This window comes from Amycolatopsis sp. cmx-4-83, from assembly GCF_046548815.1.
GTDB lineage: Bacteria > Actinomycetota > Actinomycetes > Mycobacteriales > Pseudonocardiaceae > Amycolatopsis > Amycolatopsis pretoriensis_A.
In genome coordinates this window covers 223,475-246,486 of record NZ_JAEBEF010000006.1, presented here as the reverse complement: position 1 = coordinate 246,486, position 23,012 = coordinate 223,475, and the positions used below count along the sequence as shown (strand labels likewise).

The 23,012-nt window shown below is 72.4% G+C and carries 19 protein-coding genes and 1 pseudogene; 7 read left to right on the top strand and 13 right to left on the bottom strand.

Annotated features, from left to right (window positions below):
- Positions 1–4: 4 nt before the first annotated feature.
- The 4 genes and pseudogenes from ACLJQM_RS19995 to ACLJQM_RS19980 form a co-directional block, all read right to left on the bottom strand.
- Positions 5–985: an endonuclease/exonuclease/phosphatase family protein gene (locus tag ACLJQM_RS19995; protein ID WP_360769347.1), complete on the bottom strand. Its 981-nt coding sequence runs from the start codon at positions 983–985 to the stop codon at positions 5–7.
- On the bottom strand, positions 982–1,908 hold the full coding sequence (locus ACLJQM_RS19990; RefSeq protein ID WP_410632322.1) for a D-alanyl-D-alanine carboxypeptidase family protein: 927 nt from the start codon (positions 1,906–1,908) through the stop codon (positions 982–984). The genes ACLJQM_RS19995 and ACLJQM_RS19990 overlap by 4 nt, the downstream gene beginning before the upstream one ends.
- Before the next feature lie 480 nt (positions 1,909–2,388).
- Positions 2,389–3,225, bottom strand: a pseudogene (locus tag ACLJQM_RS19985) (family 16 glycosylhydrolase); the annotation flags it as partial.
- A 167-nt stretch (positions 3,226–3,392) separates the two neighbouring features.
- Complete coding sequence (locus tag ACLJQM_RS19980) at positions 3,393–3,638, bottom strand: hypothetical protein (protein ID WP_410632321.1); 246 nt, start codon at positions 3,636–3,638, stop codon at positions 3,393–3,395.
- A 237-nt stretch (positions 3,639–3,875) separates the two neighbouring features.
- Between ACLJQM_RS19980 and ACLJQM_RS19975 the strand changes: the two genes are divergently transcribed.
- Both ACLJQM_RS19975 and ACLJQM_RS19970 read left to right on the top strand, forming a co-directional pair.
- The gene (locus ACLJQM_RS19975) at positions 3,876–5,915 is read left to right on the top strand and encodes a phosphocholine-specific phospholipase C (protein ID WP_410632320.1); all 2,040 of its coding nucleotides are present in this window, start codon (positions 3,876–3,878) and stop codon (positions 5,913–5,915) included.
- Between the two features lie 119 nt (positions 5,916–6,034).
- Positions 6,035–7,501: a cellulose binding domain-containing protein gene (locus ACLJQM_RS19970; protein WP_410632319.1), complete on the top strand. Its 1,467-nt coding sequence runs from the start codon at positions 6,035–6,037 to the stop codon at positions 7,499–7,501.
- Between the two features lie 9 nt (positions 7,502–7,510).
- Here the strand turns inward: ACLJQM_RS19970 and ACLJQM_RS19965 are convergent, their stop codons facing one another.
- Together ACLJQM_RS19965 and ACLJQM_RS19960 are read right to left on the bottom strand one after the other, a co-directional pair.
- A complete protein-coding gene (locus ACLJQM_RS19965; RefSeq protein WP_264086318.1) occupies positions 7,511–7,636 on the bottom strand; it encodes a hypothetical protein in 126 nt (41 codons plus the stop codon).
- A gap of 219 nt (positions 7,637–7,855) precedes the next feature.
- On the bottom strand, positions 7,856–8,650 hold the full coding sequence (locus tag ACLJQM_RS19960; RefSeq protein WP_247023698.1) for an SDR family NAD(P)-dependent oxidoreductase: 795 nt from the start codon (positions 8,648–8,650) through the stop codon (positions 7,856–7,858).
- 214 nt (positions 8,651–8,864) lie between these two features.
- On the opposite strand from ACLJQM_RS19960, the gene ACLJQM_RS19955 reads away from it, so the two are divergent.
- Positions 8,865–9,482 carry a LysE family transporter gene (locus ACLJQM_RS19955; protein WP_410632318.1) on the top strand — a complete coding sequence of 206 codons (618 nt, stop codon included), beginning with the start codon at positions 8,865–8,867 and terminating at the stop codon, positions 9,480–9,482.
- Between the two features lie 108 nt (positions 9,483–9,590).
- Positions 9,591–10,295 (top strand): DUF6008 family protein, encoded by a 705-nt coding sequence (locus ACLJQM_RS19950; protein ID WP_410632316.1) that lies wholly within the window; start codon positions 9,591–9,593, stop codon positions 10,293–10,295.
- Here the strand turns inward: ACLJQM_RS19950 and ACLJQM_RS19945 are convergent.
- Together ACLJQM_RS19945 and ACLJQM_RS19940 are read right to left on the bottom strand one after the other, a co-directional pair.
- Positions 10,276–14,367 carry a beta-galactosidase gene (locus tag ACLJQM_RS19945; RefSeq protein WP_410632315.1) on the bottom strand — a complete coding sequence of 1,364 codons (4,092 nt, stop codon included), beginning with the start codon at positions 14,365–14,367 and terminating at the stop codon, positions 10,276–10,278. The genes ACLJQM_RS19950 and ACLJQM_RS19945 overlap by 20 nt on opposite strands.
- Before the next feature lie 167 nt (positions 14,368–14,534).
- Complete coding sequence (locus ACLJQM_RS19940) at positions 14,535–15,578, bottom strand: LacI family DNA-binding transcriptional regulator (RefSeq protein WP_360769511.1); 1,044 nt, start codon at positions 15,576–15,578, stop codon at positions 14,535–14,537.
- Here ACLJQM_RS19940 and ACLJQM_RS19935 point away from each other — a divergent pair.
- Positions 15,477–17,012 carry a TSUP family transporter gene (locus ACLJQM_RS19935; protein ID WP_410632314.1) on the top strand — a complete coding sequence of 512 codons (1,536 nt, stop codon included), beginning with the start codon at positions 15,477–15,479 and terminating at the stop codon, positions 17,010–17,012. The two genes, ACLJQM_RS19940 and ACLJQM_RS19935, sit on opposite strands and share 102 nt — an antisense overlap.
- Here the strand turns inward: ACLJQM_RS19935 and ACLJQM_RS19930 are convergent.
- A complete protein-coding gene (locus tag ACLJQM_RS19930) occupies positions 17,009–17,662 on the bottom strand; it encodes a helix-turn-helix transcriptional regulator (RefSeq protein WP_360769373.1) in 654 nt (217 codons plus the stop codon). The two genes, ACLJQM_RS19935 and ACLJQM_RS19930, sit on opposite strands and share 4 nt — an antisense overlap.
- Before the next feature lie 88 nt (positions 17,663–17,750).
- Here ACLJQM_RS19930 and folE point away from each other — a divergent pair, with 88 nt between their 5' ends.
- The gene (folE, locus tag ACLJQM_RS19925; protein ID WP_247023702.1) at positions 17,751–18,359 is read left to right on the top strand and encodes a GTP cyclohydrolase I FolE; all 609 of its coding nucleotides are present in this window, start codon (positions 17,751–17,753) and stop codon (positions 18,357–18,359) included.
- Positions 18,356–19,567: an NAD(P)/FAD-dependent oxidoreductase gene (locus tag ACLJQM_RS19920; protein ID WP_410632313.1), complete on the top strand. Its 1,212-nt coding sequence runs from the start codon at positions 18,356–18,358 to the stop codon at positions 19,565–19,567. The genes folE and ACLJQM_RS19920 overlap by 4 nt, the downstream gene beginning before the upstream one ends.
- Positions 19,568–19,607: 40 nt before the next feature.
- Here the strand turns inward: ACLJQM_RS19920 and ACLJQM_RS19915 are convergent, their stop codons facing one another.
- From ACLJQM_RS19915 to ACLJQM_RS19900, 4 genes are all read right to left on the bottom strand, one after another.
- Entirely contained in the window at positions 19,608–20,042 is a 435-nt protein-coding gene (locus ACLJQM_RS19915) for a hypothetical protein (protein WP_360769379.1), read from the bottom strand.
- A 110-nt stretch (positions 20,043–20,152) separates the two neighbouring features.
- Positions 20,153–20,812: a response regulator transcription factor gene (locus tag ACLJQM_RS19910; protein WP_360769381.1), complete on the bottom strand. Its 660-nt coding sequence runs from the start codon at positions 20,810–20,812 to the stop codon at positions 20,153–20,155.
- Positions 20,809–22,308: a GAF domain-containing sensor histidine kinase gene (locus tag ACLJQM_RS19905; protein WP_410632550.1), complete on the bottom strand. Its 1,500-nt coding sequence runs from the start codon at positions 22,306–22,308 to the stop codon at positions 20,809–20,811. The genes ACLJQM_RS19910 and ACLJQM_RS19905 overlap by 4 nt, the downstream gene beginning before the upstream one ends.
- A 149-nt stretch (positions 22,309–22,457) precedes the next feature.
- Positions 22,458–22,856, bottom strand: coding sequence for a pyridoxamine 5'-phosphate oxidase family protein (locus ACLJQM_RS19900; protein ID WP_410632312.1), 399 nt, complete (start codon positions 22,854–22,856; stop codon positions 22,458–22,460).
- Between the last annotated feature and the right edge of the window lie 156 nt (positions 22,857–23,012).

Genomic DNA, 23,012 nt, shown 5'->3' with positions numbered 1-23,012 from the left:
GGTCTCACCCGAGCGCGATCGTGGCCGCCACGGGCAGGTGGTCGCTCCCGGTCGCGGGCAGCGTCCAGGCCGCCACCGGCCGGACCCCGCCGACGAAGATCTGGTCGATCCGCGCCAGCGGCAGCGACGCGGGCCAGCTGAACCCGAACCCGTCCCCGGCTTCGTCCTGCGCGGCCCGCAGGCGCGCGGTGATCGGCGCGAGCGCCCGATCGTCGGTGGTGCCGTTGAAATCGCCGACGAGCACGGTCTTCTTCGCGGAATCCGCGGCGACGTAGGCCGCGAGCCGCTCGACGGCCGCGTCCCGGCCGTCGGCGGTGAACCCCGCGTCGAGGCGCACCCGCACCGACGGGAGGTGCGCGACGAAGACCGCGACGGGCCCCTGCGGAGTGTCCACTGTGGTCCGGAGGGCACGCGTCCACGGCATGATTTCGAGCGGCTGGGTGTCCCGGAGCGGGTAGGTGCTCCAGACCCCGACGGTGCCTTGGACGGTGTGGTGCGGGTACCGCGCGGCGAGGGCGTCTTCGTACTTCGGGACCTCGGACCGCTTGAGCTCCTCGAGCGCGACCACCTGCGCGTTCGAGGCGGCGAGCGCCCGCGCGGTACCGGCCGGGTCCGGGTTTTCGTCGTTGACGTTGTGCGAGACCACGGTGAAGTCCCCGCCGGTGCCGCGCTGGTCGAAGAGCCTGCCGCCGAAGGAGGCGCCCCAGCCGAGGGTGGGCAGGAGGAGCACGACCAGCGCGAGGGCCGAGCGGCGGAGCACGGCGGCGACGAGCAGGAGCAGGATCGGGACGCCGGTCCACGGGAGGAAAGTTTCGAGGAGGCTGCCCGCGTTGCCCGGCCAGTTGGGGACGAGCGGGTGCGCGAGCAGGAGCAGCGCGGTGAGCACGGCGAAGGCGGCGATGACGCGGCCGCGGCGCCAGACCCCCGAGCGCCGCGCCACCGGCACCGCGATCGGCTCCGTCGCCTGGTCGGTGGTCGCCGTCATCGGGTGGCCGCCGCGGGGAGCTCGTGCTGGATGGCCGCGATCAGGCGCCGGCTGTTCTCCAGCGCCGCCCGCAGGCCGGACGCCGGGCTGCCGCCGGGACTCTGGTGGAGCACCACGCCGAGGATCAGCTTGCCGCCCGGAGCCTGCGCCGCCCACATCAGGGCGCCGCCCGCCGCGGTGGACGAGCCCGTCTTCAGGCCGATCACGCCGTCGCGGCCGAGGAGGGTGTTGGTGTTGACCACCTCGCCCGGGACGCCGTCGACGCGCAGGTTCGGCGTGGCCACGATCGCGCGCAGCACGGGGATCTTCATCGCCTCGCGCGCCAGCCGCAGCTGGTCGGCGGCGGTGCTCGTGGTCGAGTCCTCGACGCCGCTCGCGCCGGTGTACGTCGTGCTCGTCATGCCGAGCGCCGCGGCTTCGCGGTTCATCTTGGCGACGAACGCTTCCTGGCTCCCGGCGTCCCACCGGGCGAGCAGCCGCGCGATGTTGTTGCCGGACGGCACCAGCATCAGGGCCAGCAGGTCGCGTTCGCTGATCCGGCGTCCCGCGCGCACCTGGGCGGTCGACTCCTCCGCCGACGTCGACTCGGCGTCGGCCTGCTCGTCGACGGTGATCTGCGGGCCCGCCTCGTCCGCGTCGAGCGGGTGGTCCTTGAGGACGACGTAGGCCGTCATCACCTTGGTGACGCTGGCGATCGGCACCGGCTGCTGCTCACCCCGGCTGCCGAGCGAGCCCAGCCCGAGCACCTCGGCGCTGGACTGCCCGTCCGACGGCCACGGCAGCGCCAGGTCGATCGACGGCCGCGAGGCGCTCGCCCGCCCGGCGAGCTCCGGCGGGAAGAGCACCCAGCAGGTCACGGCGACGGCGACGGCCACCGCGGCGGCGACCCCGCCGACGGCGGGTGGGATGCGGGTACGGGACATGCTCTCCTCCGGGTGCCGGGGCACGCTCCACCGAGCGCACTCCGGCCACTCTCTCCGGGGAAGATCGCCGGCCCGTCGGGGTTGTTCGACAGGTTCGAACCAGAAGTGTCACAGGTCTGTACCAAGACGCCGCGACGAACGTCCCCGCCGGCCGGCCGCGGGCGACGTCATGAACGAGTCGTTCATGACGTCCGGCGAGGTGAAAGGGTCGTTCATGACGTCCGGCGCCAGGGCTCCGGCAAAGTCGCGGTGGCGGCAGGTTCGGCGGCCGGCGTGCGGCTACGTCCGGGCTCGCACCACCGGACCCGGCCCGTCACACCGGTCACGCTCCCTCCGGCTGGACCTGAGCCGACGGGCCGGCCCGCTCGTTCGTCCTGCGCCCACCGCCGGCCGGGCCGCCGCCGGCCGGAAAGAAGCGGGACCGGTCCGCTCCCCGCCGCGCACGGGGAGCGAACCGGTCCCGCCGGTCCGGGCCGCTCAGCTCACGTGGACGTAGTCGACCACCAGCTGCTGCGGGAACTGCGTGCTGCCGTCCGGGTCGCCCGGCCAGTAGCCGCCGACCGCGAGGTTCAGGATCACGAAGAACGGGTGGTTGAACGCCCACGCGTTGCCGCCGACGTCGGCCGGTGTGCGGGTCTGGTAGACGTTGCCGTCCACCGACCACACGATCTTGTCGGTCGACCAGTCCACGGCGTAGGTGTGGAAGTCGTCGGAGAAGTTCGGGCCGGTGTAGGCCGCGCCGATGCCGCCCGAACCCGAGTAGCCCGGGCCGTGGATGGTGCCGTGCACGGTGTTCGGCTCGAAGCCGACGTTCTCCATGATGTCGATCTCGCCGCAGTTCGGCCAGCCGGCACTGCCGATGTCGGTGCCGAGCATCCAGAACGCGGGCCACATGCCCTGCCCGCGCGGCAGCTTCATCCGGGCTTCGACGTGCCCGGACGACGTGGAGAACTTGCCGGAGGTGTTCAGCCGCGCCGAGGTGTACTCGCACGCGCCGTACCAGCAGTTGTTGCCGCTGTTCTCCTTCTTCGCGGTGATCACGAGGTGGCCCTGGCCGTCGAGGGCCGCGTTGGCGGTCCCGTCGGTGTACCACTGCCGTTCGTGGTTGTTGACGTTGTCGCCGGTCTCGTGGACCCACTTCGAACCGTCGACGCCGCTGCCGGCGGCGCCGTCGAAGTCGTCGGAGAAGCTCGCGAGAACCGAAGCGGCCTGGCTCGGCGGGGCGGCCACCACGGCGCCGAGCACGAGCAGAGCGGCGGGGGCGGCCAGCAACCGGGCCGTCCGGCGCCACCGGGTGGGGATCCTGGTCGACGTCATTGTCGCCTCTTCTTCTTCCGCGGGCGACGGCTGGCGGCTCACCGGCGCCCTATTTGTTGTGGATCGCAACAAAGTATGGGCGCCCCGGTGGCGAAGAACAAGGATAACCGGTCGGACATTTTCCGACGTACCCGATGGTACGGACCACCGGGTACTTTCGGGCAACTTCAGCGCTGGATGCAGTCGAGCCCGATCCCGGCGGCAGTGAGGACGTACTGGCAGATGTGCGACGCATGGGCGACATCGGTCCGGGTGCACGCCAGCGGGACGCCGAGCAGGTCGACCGAGCAGTAGGCGTAGAACTGGTTCGCGCTGCCGGGCACCGGATCGGCCGATGCCGGGGCGGCCGCGGCCACCACCGCGGAAACCGCGAGCGCACCGGCCGCCGCCAGGGAAGCGATTCGGGTCTTCATCGTGCTCTCCTCCCGCTTTCTCCCCCCGCCTGTCAGGGGTTTCGTGCTGATCAAGATTCCCCGCGCCGCGCCCGCTCAGCTTCGCGTCACCGGAAAGTGTCACGCGGGCGGACCGCGAACCGAACAGCCGATGAACACCAGAGTGCGTGATTACGTCCGAACGTAGGTACTTCCGAACACCTTCGATCATCTACCCTGGGCGCCGCTGCCCCCTCGAGGCCCCTGGAGGCTCCCGTGATGGCCGACCCGCACAAGCTCACCCGACGCGGTTTCCTCGGCGGGGTCGCCGCCGCCGGTGCCCTCGGCGCCCTGCCGCCCGGCATGGCCGAAGCCCTCGCCGAACCACGCGCCACCGGCAGCCTTTCCGACGTCCAGCACGTCGTGGTCCTGATGCAGGAGAACCGGTCCTTCGACCACTACTACGGCACGATGCGGGGTGTCCGCGGCTACGGCGACCGATCGGCGATCGTCCAGCCGAACGGCCAGGACATCTTCCACCAGCCCGATTCCGGACGCTCCGACGGGAAGTACCTCCTGCCGTTCCGGGTGGACACGACCAAAGTGGACGGTCAGGACCTCGGCGACCTCGGCCACGGCTGGGCCGACCAGCACCAGGCGATCGCCGGCGGCGCCACCGACGCGTGGGTCCCCGCCAAGGGCGAGATGACCATGGGCTACTTCGACCAGGGCGACATCCCGTTCCACCGCGCGCTCGCCGACGCGTTCACCGTGTGCGACCACTACTTCTGCTCGGTGCAGGGCCCGACCACGCCCAACCGGCTCTACCTGTTCACCGGCACCATCGACGCCGCCGGCCAGGCCGGCGGCCCGGCGAACTACAACCCGGCCGACTACAAGCCGGTCTTCCGCTGGACGACCTACCCGGAACGCCTGCAGCAGCACGGGGTGTCGTGGAAGGTCTACGCCAACAAGGAGGTCGGCGACGCGGGCGGCTCCTTCGTCGGCGACTACGGCGACAACCCCCTGTGGCTCTTCCAGGCCTACCACCAGGACTACACGAGCGAACTGTCCCGGCGGGCCAGTGTGTTCAAGACCTGGGGCCCGGATTCGGGACGGGGCAAGGACGTCGACCACGTGCTGGCCGAGTTCAAGGCGGACTGCGCGAGCGGCTCGCTGCCGAAGGTGTCCTGGATCGTCGCGCCCTACGGCTACTGCGAGCACCCCGAGGCCCGGCCGGTCGACGGCGCCGCGTACACCCAGACCGTGCTGAACGCCTTGTGGGCCAACCCGAAGCTGTGGGAATCCACCGTGGTCCTCATCAACTACGACGAGAACGACGGCTTCTTCGACCACGTCGCCCCGCCGATCGCGCCGTCCGGCACCACCGGCGAATACATCGGCGGTCAGCCGATCGGCCTCGGCGCGCGCGTGCCGATGACGGTGATCTCGCCGTGGAGCCGCGGCGGCTGGGTCAGCTCCGAGGTCACCGACCACACCTCGGTGATCCGGTTCCTGGAGCGCTGGACCGGCGTCGCCGAGCCGAACATCAGCGCGTGGCGCCGCGCGGTCTGCGGCGACCTCATGACGTGCCTCGACTTCCGCACGCCGGCCACGCAGATCCCGCTGCTGCCGGACACCGCCGCGCTGCGCAAGCAGGCCGACGACACCCAGAAGAAGCTGCCGAAGCCGGCCCCGCCCGCAACCGGGAAGCAGCAGGTCCCGGTCCAGGAGCCGGGGACGCGGCCCGCCCGCGCGCTCCCCTACCGGCCGCTGGTCACGACGTCGCTGAGCGCCGATCGCAAGATCCTCACCACGACGTTCGCCAACCAGGGCACGGCGGCCGTCCAGCTGCTGGCCCACCGCAACGACGGCCAGACCGACGGCCCGTGGCCCTACGACGTCGCACCCGGGGCGCAGGTCAGCGACACGTGGCGGGTCCAGCTCTACGGCGGCGGCAAGTACGGCGTGGCGGTGCACGGGCCCAACCGGTTCCGCTGGGTCCTGGCCGGGGACGCGAACAGCGCCGGCGCGGGCGTCGACGTCCTCGGCAGCTACACCGCGGAGAACAAGCTGCGGCTGACCATGCGCAACAGCGGGACGACCGCGGTCAAGCTGACGATCACCGCGAACCACTACCGCACCGACGGCCCGTGGACGTACGCGCTGGCCGCCGGCCAGACGGTGACCGACGACTGGAACCCGGTCGCGTACGGCTCCGGCTGGTACGACCTGTCGGCCACCCTCGACGCCGACCCGAAGTTCCTGCGCCGGTTCAGCGGGCACCTCGAAACCGGCGCGCCGAGCATCACCGGGTAGACGTTCACACTCTTGACTGTTGTTCAGCCCATTGACGGGCCGGACCGTGGTCGCCTATAAAGAGAACGTCCGGGTGTACGCCGCAACACCTCCGCTGTCCCCTTTTCCGGAGGCTTCCGGTGTCCCCACGAAGTGCCGTTTTCCTCGGTACCGCAACCGTTTCCGCCGTCGCGGTCGCCCTCGCCCTGACCGGCGGGGTGACCGCGCAGGCGGCCGCGGCGAACCTCTCCGCCGCCTTCGCGCAGTCGTCGGTCTGGACCGGCGGTTACGGCGGCGGCTACACGATCGCCAACCGCGGTGACGCGCCCGCCGTCGGCTGGGCGGTCGAGTTCGACCTGCCCGCCGGCTCGGCGGTGACCAGCTCGTGGAGCTCGGTGAAGACGCAGACCGGGCAGCACTACAAGTTCACGAACGCCGGGTTCAACGGCACGATCGCCCCCGGCGCCACCGCGAGCTTCGGCTTCAACGTCTCCGGCGCGGGCCTGCCCGCCGCGTGCACGGTGAACGGCGCCGCGTGCACCGGCGGCGGCCAGGTCACCACCACGCCGACGACGACGGCCACGCGCACGAGCACCAGGCCGCCGGCCACGACCACCACTCCCCCGCCGAGCGGCGACGTCGTGAGCGTCTCGACTGCCGCCCAGCTGCAGGCCGCGCTGGCGAACGCGGCGCCGGGCCAGTCGATCAAGCTGGCGGCCGGCACCTACCGCGGCTCCTTCGTCACGACGAAGCCCGGCACGGCCGCGAAACCGATCACCCTTTCGGGGCCGTCGAACGCCGTCCTGATCAACGACGGCCCGTCCGGTGACGCGCCCGACTGCCCGGCGCCCACCGCGGGCTGGGACTCGGGCTACGGCCTGTGGCTCTCGGGCGCGCCGTACTGGAACCTGACCGGGTTCACGGTCCAGGAGTCCAAGAAGGGCATCGTCGTCGACGACTCGCCGCACACCACCATCGACGGTGTCACCGTGCACCACGTCGACGAAGAGGCGATCCACTTCCGCCGTTCGTCGGCCGACAGCGTGCTGAAGAACTCCACGATCACCTACACCGGGCTCGTGCAGCCCGGCTACGGCGAAGGCGTCTACCTGGGCTCCGCCAACTCGAACTGGGCCTGCCACGGCAACTCCGGCGGCGTCGACCGCGGCGACCGGATCCAGGTGCTGGACAACCACATCGGGCCGTTCATCGCGGCCGAGCCGATCGACGTCAAGGAAGGCACGTTCAGCGGTGTGATCCGCGGCAACACCTTCGACGGGCGCGGGATCAGCGGCGAGAACTCGGCCGACTCCTGGATCGACGTCAAGGGCATCGGCTACACGATCGAGGACAACACGGGCACGTTCTCCGCGCCCGGCACGTTCGCCAACGGCTACGAGAACCACAACACCAGCACCAGCCCGTCGTTCGACAACGGCTGCGGGAACGTCTGGCGCGGCAACAAGTCCGACCTCGGCGGGGCCGGCGACTACGCGATCAAGATCAGCTCGGTGTCGAAGTGCTCGGCGAACCCGAACGTGGTGTACGCGTCGAACACCGTGGCGAACGCCAGGTCGGGCCTGACGAACATCCCGGTCACGCCGTAGTCCTTCCCCTTAAAGGTGCATGGCCAGCCACAGCGCCACCCACGCGGCGGCGGCGATCAGCGCGCCCGCCGCCGCCGCGAGGAGCACCCGGTGCAGGCCGCGGGCGGGTTTCGCCGGTGTCTCGATGTGGTCCATAGAGTCGATCATGAACCACGCGGGCCGATCACGACAGCCGGCGCGCTCGTCCGGGCGACCCCTGCGCGGGGTACCCCGGGCGACGCACGTCACCCCCGGAACCCGGAACACCCGCCCGCCCGGCTCGTTGTAAAGGGTGTCAGGGCGGCGATCCGCCCGGTCCCCCGAAACCCCCGTTCCCTCCCGGGGTTCCCCCGTGCTCCTGGGCGGGAACGGGCCTCACGGCACGATCGCGTCGACGTACCCGCCGTCGACGCGCACCGCCGCGCCGGTGGTGGCCGACGCGAACGGGGAACTCAAGTACACCACCAGGTGCGCGATCTCCTCGGGCTCGATCAGCCGCTGCAGCAACGACTGCGGCCGGTGCCGCTTCATGAACTCGCGCTGCGCCTCTTCCCACGGCAGGTCCTTGTCGACCAGCTCGTAGACGAAGTCCTCGACGCCGCCGGTGTGCGTCGGCCCGGCGATCACGGCGTTGACCGTGACGCCGGTGCCCGCCGCGTGCTTGGCGAACCCGCGGGAGACGCCGAGCAGCGCCGTCTTCGACACTCCATAGTGGATCATCTCGGCCGGGATCACGATCGCGGAATCGCTGGCGATGTACTGGATCCGGCCCCAGCCGCGTTCGATCATGCCGGGCAGGTAGGCGCGGGTGAGGCGCACCGCGGCCAGGACGTTGACCTCGAAGTAGCGGCGCCAGTCGGCGTCGGTGATGTCGAGGGGTTCCTGGGCGCCGAAGATGCCGAGGTTGTTGACCAGGATGTCGGCGTCCGGCACCTCTTCGACGACCTGTGCGGCGCCGGCCTCCTCGGAGACGTCGCCGGGGGCCGGGAGGAAGTCCGCGTCCGGCAGTTCTTCGCGCAGCCGCGCGATGGCCTTGAGGACGCCGGTTTCGCTCCGGCCGTTGATCGCGACGCGGGCACCCGCGGCGGCGAGGCCCGCCGCGATCGCCGAGCCGATGCCCTGGGTGGACCCGGTGACCAGTGCCGTCTTCCCGCTCAGGTCGACCCGCATCGTGAAAGCCCTCTCTCCGCTCGGCGTCCCGCTCCCCGGCCGATTCAAGCACAGCCGGGGGGTGCGCACCGGCTGGAAAACCGGTTGCCCCTTTTGCCCGGTGACCACACCATCTGCGCATGACTTCCCGCCGCACACCGCTCCCGACGGCCGCCGCGACCCCCGCGCCGGTCCAGCGGCAGCGCGGCCCCCGGAGGCCGATCCCGCCGGCGCTGTGACCGCCGCGCTCGTGGCCGGCCTGGTGGCCGGCTACGGCATCGCGATCCCGGTCGGCGCCGTCGGCACCCACCTGGTCGCCCTCACCGCCCGGACGTCGCTCAAGACCGGCTTCGCGGCCGCTCTCGGCGTCGCCACCGCCGACGGGGTGTACGCGCTGGTGGCCGTGCTCGGCGGCGCCGCGATCGCGGGGGTGATCACGCCGATCGCCGGAGCGCTGCGGCTGGTTTCGGCGGGGATCCTCGTCGTGCTCGCGGCCCGCGGCGCGGTACTGGCCCTGCGGTCGCACCGGGACGTCACCGAACAGCCCGTGCCACCGCTCACCCCCGGCCGCGCCTACGCCGGCTTCCTGGGCATCACGCTCGTCAACCCGGCGACGGTCGTCTACTTCGCCGCGCTGGTGGTCGGCGGCCGGGCCGGGACCGCGGTGCCGGTCCTCGACCAAGGGGTGTTCGTGCTGGCCGCGCTCGCCGCCTCGGCGAGCTGGCAAGTCCTCCTCGCGGGCGGCGGTGCGCTGCTCGGCCGGGTGCTCACCGGCCCGCGCGGCCGGCTGGTGACAGCGCTGGTGTCGAGCGCGGTGATCACCGCACTGGCCGTCCGACTTGTCCTGACTTGAGCGAAACCCATTGTCCTGTAACGGTTTGTCTGAGCCACCGGCGCACACGGGAAGACGTTTCCCGCCCCGTGACGGCGTTAGGCTCGGCCTCGACGACAGGAGGCGGTCATGGACATGCCGATGACGGGGATGTCGGGCTGGGACACCGCGGGAGCCGTCCTGATAGTCCTCTGGGCGCTGGCCATGTGGGCCGCGGTCGGTGTCCTGGCGTACGCGAACCGCGGCCCGGTGCGGCCGTGGGTCTACCGCGGCTCGGTCGCGGTGATCGGCATCGGCGTGCTCGGGCAGCTCGGGCACGTGCAGGAGCACATCGCCCAGGTCGGGTACTGGCTCGGCCACCCGAACGCGCCCGCGTGGATGACACCGTGGGGCACCGGGCTCGCGAACGGGCTGCAGGCGGTGCTGCCGAACCGGCCGACGTTCGGGATGGAGCTGCTGCACCTGACCGGCAACTTCATCTTCCTGGCCGGCCTCGCCGGCGTCATGGTGATCACGCGGCGGGCGCTCAAGACCCGCGCCCGCCGCTGGGCGAAGATGGGCGTGTGGATGCAGGGCCTGCACGGGCTCGAGCACCTCGTCCTCACGCTGTCGGTGGCGTTCGGCTCGCGCGCGATCGGCCTGTCGACGTTCTTCGGGCTCGTCGACCCGGGCCCGGGCCTGACCACCTACCGCGTCTGGTGGCACTTCATCGCGAACGTCGCGGGCTCGATCATCTTCGGGCTGGCGTTGTACCACCTGGGGAAGGAACGCCGGGAGGTACGGGCGACGTTCTTCGTGCGCCCGCTCCCCGAGGTCACCCGGCGGGCGGCGTAGCGCAGGTCAGCGTCGGCACCGCCCAGTCCGCGTGGTCGTTGCCGTTGCCGTCCCCGCCGTCGTTCACCAGCAGGTCCAGGACCTGGGCGCCGGTGACGTCGACGTCGATCGGCACCGCGGCCTGGCCGCCGCGGACGACCGGCGTCGTGACGCGGGTGGCGCCGTCCACCGACACGCTGAAGGCGACGCTGCCGCCGGTACCGGTTTCGCCGTCGACACCCACCGAGGCCGTCAGCCGGGTGCACGTGCCCGCCAGGTAAAGCTGGACGTCGCCGGCCGCGTGGGCGCCGAGGCCCTTCGCGTACGCCACCCCGCCGATGGTCATCGGCTTGCCGTCGCCCGCGCCCGCCTCGCCGTTGCTGGTGTCGCGTTCGACCGGGCCCCAGCCGTTCGTCGCGGTCAGGAAGGGCAGCGAGCTCACCGCGACCTGGCCCGCCGGTGGCGCGGGCGGCACCGCGCCGACGATCCGTTCCCCGGTCACCGAGCCCGGGCGCCCGGCCTGCCGGTAGGCCACCGCCACCTTCAGCGCCGCGGTGTCCACTGTGGATGGCGGCGTCACGGTCCAGGTGAACGTGGCCGAGCCCCCGCCGTCGATCCGGGCGACCGAGGGCGGTGAAGCGGAACCGGCCGTCCACCCGGCCGGGAGGGTCAGCGCCGGCTTGACGTCGAACGCCGGCGGCGCGCCCGCCGGAACCCGCACGGTCGCCGACGCCGTGAACGGCTGCCCGCCCGAGGCCGTGTCCGGCGCGGTGAGCGACACGCCCGCGGTCGGCGCCGGCGGCATCGCGTACCGCACGGGGTCGTAGCCGGGCGAGGCGTTCGGCCGGACTATCAGCGGCGAGCGGTGGCTGCCGTAGTTCGTCCAGGCGATCTTCCCGAGCCCGCCGGTGCTGCCGTCGAGGTTCCACACGGCGACGGCGATCGTGTTGTGCCCGTTGGGGTTCAGCACGCCGTTCGGGATCGGGAAGCTGTGCTGTGGTCCGAGGTGGTTGATGTACTGGCCGAGCTGCCAGCCGTTGACGAACAGGAGCGCCCGGTACTGCCGCGCGGGGTCGTCGGTGATGGTCAGGCCGAGCGAAGTGTCCTGGCCGCGCGGTAGGTCGAGGTCCGCGGTGGTCCGGTACCACGAGACGCCCGGCGTGGCGTCCTTCGCCGGCAGCGACGCCGGTGCCCACTTCGCGTCGGGGAAGCCGGGCAGGGACCAGCCGGCGCGCTCGCCGTAGAGGCCGCCGGTGTTGAGCGGGCCGCGGACCGGGTCGAGGCCGGTCTCGCCGCCGCGGACGCCCTGCAGCCGCCAGGTGACCGACGTCAGCGGCGCGCCGGTCAGCCGGGCCGCGGTGAGGCCGCGGGCCGCCTTGTTGCCGTTGTTCGCGCCGTAGTCCTCCTCGTGGCCCATGTTCACGGTCAGCACGGAGATCTCGTTCTCGCCCGGGCGCAGGGCGCCCGCGGGGAAGGTGAACGTGTGCTGCGGGTCGGTCGAGCTGCCGAGGAAGACTCCGTTGAGCCACGCCGAGAAGGCGCCGGCCGGGCCGCCGCTCTGGCTCGAGAGGGTGATCCCGGTCTGCTTGCCGTCGCCGGTGAACCGGCCGCGGTACCAGGTGTTGCCGGTGTGGAAGCCGTAGTCGTCGGCGAAGAGCACCGGTTTCGTGCCGAGGGTGGTCGAGCTATTGCTGGTGTCCTTGTCGGCCACCGGCCACGCCGAGTCGTCGAACCCGGGCCGGCTCTCGGGCGACTCCTGCTGGTGCTTCCACCCGGTCAGCGCGGGCAGGGTGACCGGCGCGGCGGTCGGCGCGGTGCTCGTGAGGCTGCCGCTGGACGTCGGCTTGACCGGCACCGGGGAACCGTTCCACAGCAACGACTTCGCCGCCGTGAAGACTTCGAACGCGCCGTCGGTGCCGGTGTCACCGGTGAGGGCGAGGGTGCCGTTCCGCGTGGCCGCCGTGCGGACCAGATCGGTGCCGCGGACCAGGACCGGGCCCGCGGCGGTGTCCTGGCGCCAGAACGTGGCCGCCGTCGCCTTGTCGGCGAGCAGCAGGAGCAGCGGCCGCGCGCCGGGGGCGGTGACGAGCACGCGGGCGAGGCCGTCGTGGGTGTAGTTCAGCCGCAGGTCGCCGCGGGCGGCGTCCCAGGTGGACGTCGCGGCGCCGCCGAGGACCTGCACGGACGGCTGCTTCGCGAACCGCAGGACGGTCTCCCCCGGCCCGCCGTGGTCGCCGTAGAGGACGGCGACGTCGCGGCCGCCGATGGCGGCGGACGTCATGACTTCGGACGTCGAGTACTGCATCCGGGTCTGCCCGAGGTCGTAGCCGGCGACGAGGATCTTCGACTGGCGGCCGTTCAGCGTGAGCCCGGTGCCCGCCTGCTGCGGCACGACCGGGTAGTAGTCGGTGCTGCCGGAGAGCAGGTCGACGGCGTCGACCACGACGAACGGGCCGGTGGCCTTGGCGTTGCGCTGCCCGGTGACGGTGATCTTCAGCGTGTGTGCCCCGGCGGGCAGGTCGCGGACCTGGTAGCCGGTGACCTGGTTCTGCTTGCTCGCCGCGTAGAGGTCGACCGTGTCCACTTTGGACCCGTCCAGGGAGACGTCGGCGATGCCGTGGCTCGGGTCCTTCGACGTCACCCAGCGGATCCCGGTTCCGGTGAAGGGAATGCTGACGCTGTCGCCGGTGACCTCCGAAAAGGACTCCGTGTGCTGGTAGTCCCCGCCGGTGTAGTCGACCTCCGGGCCGACGTGGCTCCAGGTGCCGGCGTAGCCGACCTCGGCCGCCCGGTCGTCGTAGGTGTAGCCGGCGCGCGCGGCGAGGTCGAGCGCGATGCTCGTGGTGTTCGTGGCGGTCGACGTCGAATCGGTGTGCCGCAGGGTGTGGAACTGCGTGCGGGTGTCGGGGTTGATCCGCGCGGTGTCGGTGAGCGCGGGATCGGTGAGCGGCGCGGCGGCCAGCCCGTCGGTCTTGGTCAGCGGGGCGACGGACTGGGTGAAGGAGCCGATCAGCTTGTCCTCGGCGTACTTCGGGTCGAACTGGCGGCCTTCGGTGATCGCGGCGCCGTAGTCGTAGGAGGTGTAGTTCTGCGGGATCGCGCTCCAGCCCCACGACGTGCCGCCGTGCAGCATGTAGAAGCTCTGCCCGGTCGCGCCGACGGCGATGTTCTGCTTGTAGAAGACGTTCGCGAACTGGTCGTTGATCAGCTGCGCGCACTTCTCGTAGCCGGGACCGCCCCACGGGTCGAAGGCCCCGCCCTGGAACTCGGCGGTGATGAGCGGCTTGCCGGGGACGTGGTCGTAGCTGATGTCGGGGACGCCGTTCCACCGCGTGGGGTTCGAGCAGTCGAAGCCCTGCGGGTAGGAGTCGGCGGCGTCGACGTCGAGCGCGGCCTCCCCGGCGTTGAAGGTGCCGTTGTTGTTGCCGACCAGCGGGACGGTGATCCCGTCGGCGCGGGCCTTGTCCTCGAGGTGCTTCATGTACGCGCGGCCGTCGGCGTTGCCGTTGTAGTACTCGTTTTCGACCTGGTAGGCCAGGACGCTGCCGGTGCCGTCGGTCAGCTGGTGGCGGGCGATGATCCGGTCGATCTGCGTCTGCCACTCGTCGGAGTACTTCAGGTAGCCGGGATCGGCGCTGCGGGTGTGGCCCGGAGTGGTGGACAGCCAGGTCGGGAAGCCCCCGCCGTCGACCTCGGCGTTGATGTAGGGCCCGGGCCGCGCGATGACGTAGAGCCCGGCCTGCTGCGCCATGTCGAGGAGCTTGTCGAGGTCCCGGATCCCGCTGAAGTCGTAGACGCCCTGACGCGGCGAGTGGTAGCCCCAGTCGAAGTAGAGCGAGGTCGAGTTGAAGCCGGCGGCCTTCATCTTCTGGAAGATGTCGAGCCACAGGTCGGGGCTGGGGAGGCGGTAGGAGTGGAACTCGCCGGACCAGAGGTAGGTCCGCTGCCCGTCGACGAGGAAGGAGTAGCCGTCGTAAGTGACGGTGTGCCCCTGCTTCGGTGGCGCGGCCGCGGCGGCTTGCGGGACGGTCACCCCCGCGACCGCGAAGACCATCGCGAGCAGAGCGGTCAGCAACGTCCGGACGCGGCGCATGTGGCCTCCTGACACTTCCTGGCACGGCGGGGGACCAGAATCGAACACGATCCTTTGCTGATCACACAGAAGCGGTCAAGATACAACACCGAGATGGATCAGTGCCGAGGTCGTGTTAGCGCTAACAATACGTGGGCGAATGTCGTGAACGGGTCATTCGAGACGATTCAGCGCGGCCCGGTGCTCTCCCGGACGATCAGCTCGGCGGGCACCAGGTGCCGGGCCCCCGCGTCGCCGCCTGCCATGCGTTCCTCCAGGAGACCGAACGTCCGGCGGCCGACCTCGATGAAGTCCTGGCGGACCGTCGTCAGCGGTGGGGAGAAGTACGCCGCCTCCGGGACGTCGTCGAAGCCCGCCACGTGGACGTCCTCCGGCACCCGGATCCCCGCCTCGGTGAACGCCCGCAGCAAGCCCAGGGCCATCTGGTCGTTGGCCGAGAAGACCGCCTTGAGCCCGCGCTTGCCGGCCAGCGCGCGGCCGGCTTCGTACCCCGAGCGCGGGCTCCAGTCGCCGCGCACCAGGGCCGGGACTCGCAGGCCGCGGGCCTCCAACGTCTCCCGCCAGCCGCGTTCGCGGTCGCGGGCCTCGAGCCAGTCCTCCGGGCCGGCGAGGTGCCAGACCGTCCGGTGGCCCAGTGCGAGCAGGTGCTCGGTGGCGCGGCGGGCGCCGTCGTACTGGTCGACCGAAAGGACCGGGACCGGGGCCGACTCGCCGCCGCCGACGGCCACCAACGGGATGTCGGACGGGGCCGCCGCCAGTGCGCGGCCGGCCGTCACGTGCGGGGCGATCACGACGATGCCTTCGACCGCCTGGCGGCGCAGGCTCTCCACGGCGTCGCCGATCGACGTCCGGCCGGGGCGGGTCACGCTGCAGATCGCGACGCCGTAGCCGGCCTCGCGCGCCGCGTTTTCGATGCCGTACAAGGTGCTCGCCGGCCCGTAGAGGTTCGACTCCAGCGCGACCACGCCGAGCGTGCCCGACCGGCCGGTGACGAGCGTGCGCGCGGCCGTGTTGGGCCGGTACCCGAGCTTCTGCACGGCGGCGAGCACCCGCTCGCGGGTCTCCGGGCGCACCGGCCCGCTCTCGTTGACCACGCGTGAGACGGTCATGTGCGAAACCCCGGCCATGCCGGCGACGTCGGCCAGGCTCGGCTGCCGCGGCCCGGGTGCCGCCGCCCTCGTCTGCTCCCCCGCCTTCGCCCGGTCCACCACCCTGGCCCCTTCCACCTCGCGCCTTGTCCCCACGTCCGAGACGTTACCGCCGAATCGGCGGCCGCCGGGCTTCCCGCGCCGGGCCGGGACCAGCCGAGCGGACCGGACCACGTGCGGTTACCGTCGGCGGGTGGAGAACGCCCGGTTTCCCGAGCGGTTCGGGCGGTGATCGCCGTCCTGCTCGTCGCGGTCCCGGTGGGGATCTGCATCGGGATCGTCGGCATCGGCGGGGTCCTGCTGCCACCCGCGCTCACGTGGCTGGCGGGCCTCGACATCCACGCGGCGGCCGGCACGAGCAGCTGGTGCTTCCTGTTCACGGGCATCGCCGGCACGCTCGCGTACGCCCGCAACCAGGCGATGCCCTGGCGTTTCGGCGGCTGGCTCACCCTCGGCGCGGCCCCGGCGGCGGCCGCGGGAGCCCTGGTGAACGGCGCGGTACCGGCAACGGCGCTGTGGCTGGTGCTGGCAACGCTCACGGCGGGGTCCGGAGCGTTCAACCTCTGGGGACGGCCACGCAAGGGACTCTCGGACGGGTCCGGGACGGCGGCGAAGCTCGGCCCGGCTCACCCCGCAACAACGGCAACGCCCGAGGCGCTACCGGCCGAGCCTGGCGACGCGCCACCCGCCGAGCCCGGGTTACCCGCCGCAGCACCGCCAGCCGAGGCCGCGCCAACGGCCAAGACACCACCGGCCGAGCCCGAGTTGCCCACCGCAGTGCCGCCGGCTGAGCCCAAGCTGCCCACCGGAGAACTACCACCCGAGCCCGAGCCACCCGCCACAACGCCAGCCGCCGAGCCCGAGTCACCCGCCGCAGCACCGCCGACCGAGCCCAAGCTGCCCACCGGAGAACTACCACCCCAACCCGAGCCACCCGCCACAACGCCAACCGCCAAGCCCAAGTCACCCACCGCAGCACCGCCGACCGAACCCGCACTGCCCACCGGAGAACTACCACCCCAACCCGAGCCACCCACCACAACGCCAACCGCCGAGCCCGTGACGACCCGGACGCCAGCACAACCCAAGCCCGCCGACCCCTCACCAGGCGAGCTCGGGCGTAGGCGCGAGCTGCCGCCCCTCGCCGCAGTTGCCGTCGGGGTCTTCGTCGGGTTCGGGTCCGCTCTCACCGGGACCGGCGGGCCCGTGCTGCTCGTTCCCGTCCTCCTCGCCCTCGGCGTGCCCGTGCTCACCACCGTCGCCGCCGGGCAGCTCATCCAGTTGCCGCTCGTCGGGTTCGCGACCGTCGGCTACGCCCTGCACGGCTCCGTCCACTTCGGACTCGGGAGCCTCCTCGGCGTCCTCTCCGCGGCCGGCGTCCTGCTCGGCACGCGCTGGGCACGAAGGCTCCCCGGCCGCCACCTGCACCGCGTCGCCTCGGCCGCGCTCGTCGGCTTCGGCGCCGTTCTCTTCGTGCTCCCGTTCCTCCCCCGCTAGGCAGGACCGAGGCGCACGCAGCACAGCCCCGGCCCCGGTGCCAGCCGGGCACGCAGCCGGTCGTCCCCCACGCCGGCGAGCATCCCCTCGACCAAGCCGAGGTTCATCTCGCAGACCAGCCGCTGGTGCGTCCGGGCCAGCTGGTGGAACGGGCAGTTGCCCAGCAGCACCTCGGCCCCCTCGACGCGCGGTTCGAAGCCGTTTTCTTCGAGCGTGCCGACGATGTCCGCCCCGTGCGCGAGTTCCGCGCCCCGCTCACGGGCTCGCCGGACCAGGATTTCGCGGGCCGGGTCACCCGTCTCGTCGGCCTCCTCGACCGCGGTCGCGAGCAGCTGACCGGCCAGTTCGTACTGCCTCTCCGGCAGGGAGACGCTCACCTGCCGGTCGGACCTGCGGTACAGCTTCGCCGGCCGTCCGGCGCCCGGGCCGGTGCGGCCGGTGCGGCGTTCGTGGCCGACCGCCAGCAGCCGTTCGTCCACCAGGCGGTCGAGGTGGAACGCGACGGTCGCGCGGGGCACGCTGAGGGCGGCGGCGACGTCGTCGCGGCTCACCGGCTCCGGCTGGCGGACGACGAACTCGTACAACCGGCGCCGGGTCGGCTCGTCGAGCGCCGCGACCGCGGCCAGCGCACCGGCCTGGGGTTCCTGCATCACCGCATTCTAAAACACAAAACTGTTGACGAAAACCTCGGAGAGCTTCTAACGTCGGCTCGACTTGATTTTAGAAGGAGGCACGCCCGTGAGCGTCGAACCCGTCCCGCTGCGGCACCTCGGTGTCGTCCACGACCGCGACGCCGTCGACCTGCACGCGGCGGAACGAGCGGTCGCCGATCTGCTGCGGGCGCTCGGCAAGGACCCGACGTCGGAGCACCTGGGCGACACCCCGCGCCGGGTCGCCCACGCCTACGCGGAGATGCTGCGGCCCCGCGACTTCCAGCTGACGACCTTCCCCAACGACGAGGGCTACGACGAGCTCGTGCTGGCGAAGAGCATCCCGGTGCAGTCGCTGTGCGAGCACCACATGCTGCCCTTCCGCGGCGTCGCGCACGTCGGCTACCTCCCCGGCGACCGGATCCTCGGCCTGTCGAAGCTCGCCCGCGTCGTCGAGCTGTTCGCGCGCGACCTGCAGGTGCAGGAGCGGCTGACCAAGCAGGTCGCGGACTGGCTGCAGGAGCACCTCTCGCCGAAGGGCGTCGGCGTGGTGATCGAGGCCGAGCACCTGTGCATGTCGCTGCGCGGGGTCCGGGCGACCGGCGCGCTCACCGTCACGTCGTCGCTGCACGGCCTGCTGCGCGAGGAACCCAAGACGCGCCAGGAGTTCTTCGCGCTGACCGGGGTGAGCGCATGACCGACACCTTTGTCGTGATCGGCGCCGGGCTGACCGGCGCGAAGGCCGTGGAAACCCTGCGCGCGGAAGGGTTCGCGGGCCGGATCGTGCTCGTCGGCGCGGAACCGGACCTGCCCTACGAGCGGCCGCCGCTGTCGAAGGGCTACCTGCTCGGCCAGGACGACCGCGCGTCGGTGTTCGTCCACGACGAGAAGTGGTACGCCGAGCAGGACGTCGAGGTGCGGACCGGACAGCGGGCCACGGCGCTCGACCGCGCCGCCCACGAGGTCGAGCTGGCCGGCGGCGAGCGCCTCGGCTACACGAAACTGCTGCTGGCCACCGGATCCTCGCCGCGACGGCTGCGGGTGCCCGGCAACGACCTGGCCGGCGTCCACTACCTGCGCCGGCTGTCCCACGCCGACCAGCTGCGCTCGGCGCTCTCGGCGGGCGGCCGGGTCGTCGTGGCCGGCGCGGGCTGGATCGGCTTGGAGACCGCCGCGGCGGCGCGCACCTACGGCTGCGAAGTGACCATCGTGGAGCCCGGTCCCTCGCCGCTGCACGCCGCGCTCGGCCCGGAACTGGGCGGGTTCTTCGCGGACCTGCACCGCGGCCACGGCGTCGAGCTGCGGCTCGGCACCGGCGTGACCGGGTTCGCCGGCGACGACGCGGTTTCGGCGGTGCTGACCGACGACGGCGAGATCCCGGCCGACGTGGTCGTCGTGGGCATCGGCGCGCGGCCGGAGACGCAGCTCGCGGAAGAAGCGGGCCTGACCGTCGACGACGGCGTCCGCGTGGACGTGGCCCTGCGCACCGAAGACCCGGACGTCTACGCGGCGGGCGACGTCGCGAGCGCGTGGCACCCGCACTACGGGCGGGCGATCCGCGTCGAACACTGGGCAGCGGCCACGAACGGCGGCCCCGCGGCGGCGCGCTCGATGCTCGGCCAGGCGGTCGAATACGCCGAGCTGCCCTACTTCTTCTCGGACCAGTACGACGCGGGCCTGGAGTTCACCGGCTGGTTCCCGCCGGGTGGCTACGACCGGGTCGTGCGCCGCGGCGACGTCGAGGCGTTCCACGCGTTCTGGCTGGCCGGGGACCGGGTGGTCGCGGGCCTGCACGTCAACCGCTGGGACGAGGGCCTCGACGCGGTGCGCGAGCTGATCCTCAGCGGCCGCGCGGTCGGCCCGGACCGGCTCGCCGATCCCGGCCGGCCACTCGACTCGCACTGACAGAGCGGGGGCCGGAGTGGACTCCGGCCCCCGCTCGACGTCAGTCCGCGCGCCGGTGCCGGCCGCGGCGGGCGCCGGCGAGCGCCCGCACCCGCAGCACCAGATCCCCGCGGCGGGCCTTCTGCGCGTACTCGAGCAGCGCCTCGACCTGTTCCTGCGGCAGCCAGCCCTGATCCGCCCCGGCTTCCAGCCGCAGCAGGTGGGTCACCAGCTCCCGCGAGTCCTCGTCGTTTTCCCCGGCCAGCTCGGCGAACCTGCGGGCCGACTCGACCTCGCCGTCGCACCACGCCGTCATCGCCAGCAGCGTCGCCGTGGCCGTCATGATGTCGCCGCGGTGGACGCCACCTTCCGCCGCCAAGTGCTCCGCCAGCTGGAAACTGCGCGTGCCGACGCCGCCGGCCCCTTCCCGGCGCACCGCTTGCGCGAGTGCCCGGATCTGCTGCGTGACGTAGTCCCCGCTCGACAACCCCGACATGCCGTCCCCTCCACCGCGCACGCCGATCCGTGCGTCCCCCGACAGGTGTACCGCATCGGCGGCTGGATACGTCGAACGCCCCACCGGGTTGCGGCCGATCGGTCCCGGATTCAGCCCGATCGGTCCGGGCCGGCGCGCCGCTGGGACATGTAGACAGCCGCCGACGTGCGCCGTTCGACGCCGAGTTTGTGCAGCACCGACGAAACGTAGTTCTTCACCGTCTTCTCGGCCAGGAACAGCCGCTCCGCGATCTGGCGGTTGGTCAGGCCCTCGGCGACCAGGTCGAGCACCCGGCGTTCCTGCGGGCTCAGCTGCTCGTAGCGCGGGTCGGCGGTGGCGACGTTCTCCCCGCGCAGCTTGTTCATCACCGACGCGGTGAGCGTGGCGTCCAGCAGCGAGCCGCCGCCGGCGACCGTGCGGACGGCGTCGATCAGGGACCGGCCCGACACCTGCTTGAGCATGTAGCCCGCCGCGCCCGCCATGATCGCGCCGAACAGCGCGTCGTCGTCCGAATAGGACGTCAGCATCAGGCACGCCGGCGGCGGTTCCACAGTGGACCGGATCTCGCGGCACACCTCGACGCCCTGCCCGTCCGGCAGCCGGACGTCGAGGATCGCGACGTCCGGGCGGGCCTGCGGGATCCGCACCAGCGCCTCGGCCGCCGTCCCCGCCTCGCCGACCACTTCGATGTCGGGTTCGGCCTCGAAGACGGTCTTCAGCCCGGTCCGGACCAGCTCGTGGTCGTCGAGCAGGAACACCGCGATCGTCATCGTCCACTCCCCTGCTCGCCGGCCCTGGCCGGCAGTTCGGCGGTCCATTCCAGCCGGGCGCCGCCGTCTTCGGCGGCCACCAGCACGCACGTCCCGCCCCAGCGGGCGGCCCGCGCGGCCAGGTTGCCGAGCCCGCTGACCCGGTCGCGGTCCGGCGGCGGGCCCGTTCCGTCGTCGCGCACGACCAGGGTCAGCCGCCGGCCCAGCCCGTCGACGGTCACGTCGACCGACGACGACGTCGCCCCGGCGTGCCGCGCGACGTTCGTCAGCGCCTCGCGCAGCGACGCGATCAAGTCCGAGCGGACGGCGTCCGGCACCGCGGCGTCCAGCGGCCCGTCGAACCCGACGCGCGGCTCGAACCCCAGCGTGTCGCGGGCGTCCACGGCCACCCGCAGCAGCTCCGCGCGGAGGCTGCCGTGCGCCTGCGCGGGTGCCTGCAGCGAAAAGATGCTGTTGCGGATCTCGCGGATGGTGCCGTCGAGGTCCTGGGCGAACCCGGCCACGCGCGCGGCGACCGCCGGGTCGGCGATCAGCCTGCTCACGCCCTCCAGGCCCAGCCCGGTCGCGAAGAGCCGCTGGATGACCAGGTCGTGCAGGTCGCGGGCGATCCGGTCGCGGTCTTCGAACACCGCCAGCTGCTGGCGCGCTTCCTGCGCGCGGGAGAACTCGACGGCGAGGGCGGCGTGCCCGGCGAAGGTCTCGGCCAGCTGGACGTCGGAGTCGGTGAACGGCGACTTGTCGCGGAACTTCGCGACCACCAGCACCCCGAGGGTGTCCTCGCCGACGAGCAGCGGCACCGAGATGGCCGAGTCGAGGTCCTTGATCATCGCCGGCATCGGCCCGGCGCGGTCGCGCTGCTCCTCCTGGACGCGCTCGCCGTAGTCGCGCACGACGACCGGGCGGCGGGTCGCGAACGCGACGCCGGTGGCGGTGCCTTCGGTGGGGACGGTCAGCCCGGTGAGCCGGTCGGCGTCGTCGCCCGGGGGCTCGACGACGTCGAAGATCAGCTGCCCCGGCCCGGCCGGGCGGGCGATCGCACCCGCCGTGCCGCCGGCGACGATGCGGGCGCGTTCGGCGATCAGCCGGAGCGTGGTGTTCAAGTTCTGCGACGCGAGCAGCGCGCCGGTGACGTCGTAAGAGGCTTCGAGCCAGCGTTCGCGGCGGCGCATCTGGTCGACGAGCAGGGCCTTTTCCACGGCCATCCCGGTCGCCGCGGTGAGCGCGCCCAGCACTTCTCGTTCCCGCCGGGAGAACCCGCCGCCAGGACCGGGTTCGATGACGAGGGTCCCGTAGACCTGCGGCCCGGCGCGGACCGGCAGCTCGACCGCGCCGGCACCGGGCTCGCCGCCGAAGCGGGCGACGCCGTTTTCCGGCAGCTCCAGCCGGCCGCGCGGGGCGCCGACCAGCTCGCACGTCGTCGCGACCGCGCGTTCCAGCAGCGACGGCAGCTCGAGCTCGCGGACGATGCCGCCCACGGCCGCGAGGATCGCCGGCATGCTGATCTCGTCCGTCACTTCCCGTCGACCCCGCAGGCTCCGCCCGAATCCCGGGCCACTCCCGGGCCGTCAAGGGTGCCACAGAAGACTGCCCGCGTCGGCCCAATCCGGTTCGTCCATCCGGTGGGTCGATCGGCGGAGCCGGTTCGTTACTGGGCGTGGCAGGCGAGGCGGTGACCGCTGATCGACTCGGCCGGGACGCGCAGGAAGCGGTGGCCCGGCGGCACCGGGCAGGGGCACGGGCAGGCGATGTCGACCGCGCCGGACTCGGTGGCCCGCCCGAGCAGGCTGACGTACCAGCCGGCGCCGAGGTCGTCGGCGTATTCGTCGGCTTCGAACGCGACGACGGCGTCGCGCGCACCCGCGTAGAGGGGACTGGCCGCCGGGACGGCGAACACCACGGCGTCCTCGACGACCGTGAAGCGGACCGGGCGGACCGCCGGCATCGCCCGGTGGGTGAAGATCACCCGCCCGAGGCTCGCCGTCCGCAGCAGCGCCAGGCATTGCTGCCGGTCCAGCAAGAGCCCGAAGCCCACGTCGTCCACCATCGCGTCCCTGTGTTTCTCCTGTGAATAACCCGGTCACCAGCGTGATCGGTGGCCCGGGCGCCCCGATAGGGCCGTTCGGCCCGCCCACCGCCGCGGGCGCGCGGACGCACACCGCGGGCCCGCGCACCAGGGCCGGAAGACCCGGGCCGCAGCGGC